Origin of the sequence: Hymenobacter sp. (genome assembly GCF_035709525.1) — a bacterium.
In the GTDB taxonomy this organism is placed as follows: domain Bacteria; phylum Bacteroidota; class Bacteroidia; order Cytophagales; family Hymenobacteraceae; genus Hymenobacter.
In genome coordinates this window covers 1-2,974 of sequence record NZ_DASTEP010000085.1, presented here as the reverse complement: position 1 = coordinate 2,974, position 2,974 = coordinate 1, and the positions used below count along the sequence as shown (strand labels likewise).

The window sequence follows — 2,974 nt, the reverse complement described above, 5'->3', positions numbered from 1 at the left end:
GCTGTCCGCTCTTTACTTGATGGGCCGTACCAACGACGAGCGGACAGCCGGCGAAAAGCCGGCAGCCCGCCCCGAGCGCCAACCTGGCAGCCGCTCGTAACTTCGGCTTTGCCGGCCCCCAGGCTGCCCTTCAGCCCCCGCGCTACCCGCCATGACCAACGCCGAGTACCACGCCAACATCCAGCGCTTTCGGCGGCGGCACTGGCTGCATTTTGCGGTGCAGGGGCTGCTGATGGGCAGCGCGGCGCTGCTGGGGCGCGGCCGGGTGGCCGGGCCGGCCGCCATCAACCCCGCGCTGGCTACCTGGCCGCTGCTGCTGGCGCTGGCGGCGGTGCTGCCGCTGCTGGGCGTGGTGCTCTACGCAGTGTGCCAGAGCATTAAACCCAACATCCGGCGGCCCTACGCGGAAAATATGCGCCTCTACCAAAGCCGGCTCATCGTGCGCAACAGCTTGCTGGGGCTTCTGGGTTTGCCGCTGCTGGCGGCCTACCTGGTCACGCGGCAGCCCATCGACCTGGCGACTTACGCCGCCTTGCTACTGCTGCTGGGCTGGCGCACCGCGCCTTCGGCGGCGGCGTATCAGGCGTGGTTGTTGAGCTAGTCTACGTCTGCGCGCCAGCCCCAGCGGGGCGACCCGTCGGTAGTAATCAATATGGGCGAGGGATTGAAGCCCTGTAGGGGCGACCCAACCAAACGACGGGGTTGCCCCTACGGGGCTTGGCGTGTTCTGCCGGTAGTTTCTACCGACGGGTCGCCCCGCTGGGGCTAGGCTACCGTTCGGGGTAGATAACCGCTCGTTGACCGTTGGCTTTTAGGGCACGTATGGTAACAAGTGCCCCGCCTACCCGGCCAATAACTTTGCCCCATGCCTTCCCCCAACCTCCCCACCTCCCTCCTGCTCAACGGCCGCGAATTCAGCTACGACGCCATTCGCCAAACGCCCGACCCGGCCGCCAGCCTCAACGGCTACGAGGCCAAGGTGCTGGAGCTGGTGCAGCAGTGGCTGCTGGGGGCGCAGGAGTTTGGGCAGCGCACCTCGGGCAGCACCGGCGAGCCGCAGGTAATCACCCTGACGCGGCGGCAGCTGGCCGCCTCGGCGGCGCGCACCGGCGACTACTTCGACCTGGGGCCGGGCGACCGCGCGCTGGTGTGCCTCAACTGCGAGTTTATCGGCGGCAAAATGATGGTGGTGCGCGGCCTGGAGCGCCACCTGCGCCTCACCATCGTGGAGCCGCACGCCGACCCGCTGGCCGAGCTGCCGGCCGGGGCAGAGTTTGATTTCGCGGCCTTCGTGCCGTTGCAGCTGCGGGCGGTGCTGGCGGCCGGCCGCACGGCGCAGCTTAATAAGATGCGGGCCATTTTGGTAGGCGGCGCGGGTGTGGAATCCAGCTTACTGGCCGAGATTCAGCAGCTCACCGTGCCGGTGTACCTCACCTACGGCATGACCGAAACGGCCTCGCACGTGGCTTTGCGCCGCCTCAACGGCCCTGCCGCCAGCGGCTACTACCGCGTGCTGCCCGGCCTGCACCTGGGCCAGGATGCGCGCGGCTGCCTCACGGTGCGCGGCGACGTCACCAACGACGAGCTCATCGTCACCAACGACCGCATCGCGCTCCTCGACAAGCACACGTTCGACTGGCTGGGCCGGGTCGATTTCATTATCAATTCGGGCGGGGTGAAGGTGCAGGCCGAAAAGGTGGAGCTGGTGCTCGATGTGGCCCTGGCCGAGCTGGGTGAGCCGCGCCGCACCTTCGTGGCCGGCCGCCCCGACGAGCGCCTGGGCCAGGCCGTAACGGCCTATCTCGAAGGCCCGCCGCTGCCCGCTACCGCCGAGCAAAGGCTGCGCGCCCTGCTCGCCGAGCAGCTCGATAAATATGAGGTACCGAGGGCGTTTCACTACGTGCCGGCCTTCGCGGCCACGGCCTCGGGCAAGCTCGACCGGGGCGCTACCCTGCGCCGGGCCGAAACCCCTACGGCCGGGCAGTAACCGACCAGGCCGGTACTTTTGCCGGTAATGAACAAACCAAAATTGATTAAAAACGGGGCCTTAACGCGCTTTTTAAGCTGGCGCGTGGGCGCGGCGGCTGGGCTACTAAGCTGCTGGGCGGCCGGCCCGGCCCTGGCCCAAAACACCGTAACCAAGGCCGACACGGCGGCCGCGCCCGTGGTAGCGCCCTCCACCACGGCGGCGGGCGGGCTGCCCTCGTCGGAGTTCGAAACCTACACCGTGAAGAACAGCGGCACCCGCTACACGGCCACCATCACGGGCATCTACACCACGGGCACCGTCGAGCGCACGTACTTCACCACCAGCCACACCGGCAACTTCAAGCTCAGCGAAAACTGGCTGCTGCCCACGGCGTTTACCTTCAGCTACGGCCGGCAAAACGGCTTGCTCAACGAGCGCGAGCTCGTGGGTTTGCTCACGCCCACCTACCAGCGCGGGCGCGTGAAGTACTACCTGCTCGGCAACGCCGAGCGCAGCAACCTGCGCGCCATCGACCGCCGCTTCGTGACCGGCGCGGGCGCGGGCTACCAGCTCTACGTCGATACGCTCAAGAACGAGGTCAGCGTCAGCCAGTTTTTTCTCTACGAATACACCGCTTACCAAAACGGCCTGCTGCGGCAGGTGCCGCGCAGCTCCACGCGTCTCAAGCTGCGCACCGGCAAGGGCCCGGTGGTGCTCACGGGCCTAGTCTACTACCAGCCTTCCTTGCAAGACTACCTCGGCGATTACCGCCTCAACCTCACCAGCGGCCTCAATTTCACCGTGAGCCGCCACCTGGCCCTCACCGCCGCCTACACCTACTCCTACGAAAGCATCGCCGTGGAGGGCCGCGCCCCCGGCAACGGCAACCTCACGCTGGGCTTCACTTACGTGGCGGGAAAATAGGATGAGCGGATGAGTGGTTTTTTGGATGAGTGGATGGGAACGGTCGTCATGCTGAGCGGAGCGCAGCGCAGTCGAAGCATC

General features: G+C 66.8%; 3 protein-coding genes. All 3 read left to right on the top strand.

What is annotated here, in order from left to right:
- The first annotated feature begins 151 nt into the window (after nucleotides 1-151).
- The 3 genes from VFO93_RS07460 to VFO93_RS07450 all read left to right on the top strand — a co-directional run bounded on the left by VFO93_RS07460 (nucleotide 152) and on the right by VFO93_RS07450 (nucleotide 2,893).
- The gene (locus VFO93_RS07460) at nucleotides 152-601 is read left to right on the top strand and encodes a hypothetical protein (RefSeq protein WP_325133726.1); all 450 of its coding nucleotides are present in this window, start codon (nucleotides 152-154) and stop codon (nucleotides 599-601) included.
- A 264-nt stretch (nucleotides 602-865) separates the two neighbouring features.
- The gene (locus VFO93_RS07455; protein ID WP_325133725.1) at nucleotides 866-1,987 is read left to right on the top strand and encodes an AMP-binding protein; all 1,122 of its coding nucleotides are present in this window, start codon (nucleotides 866-868) and stop codon (nucleotides 1,985-1,987) included.
- 27 nt (nucleotides 1,988-2,014) lie between these two features.
- Complete coding sequence (locus tag VFO93_RS07450) at nucleotides 2,015-2,893, top strand: DUF481 domain-containing protein (RefSeq protein ID WP_325133724.1); 879 nt, start codon at nucleotides 2,015-2,017, stop codon at nucleotides 2,891-2,893.
- The last annotated feature ends 81 nt before the right edge of the window (nucleotides 2,894-2,974 follow it).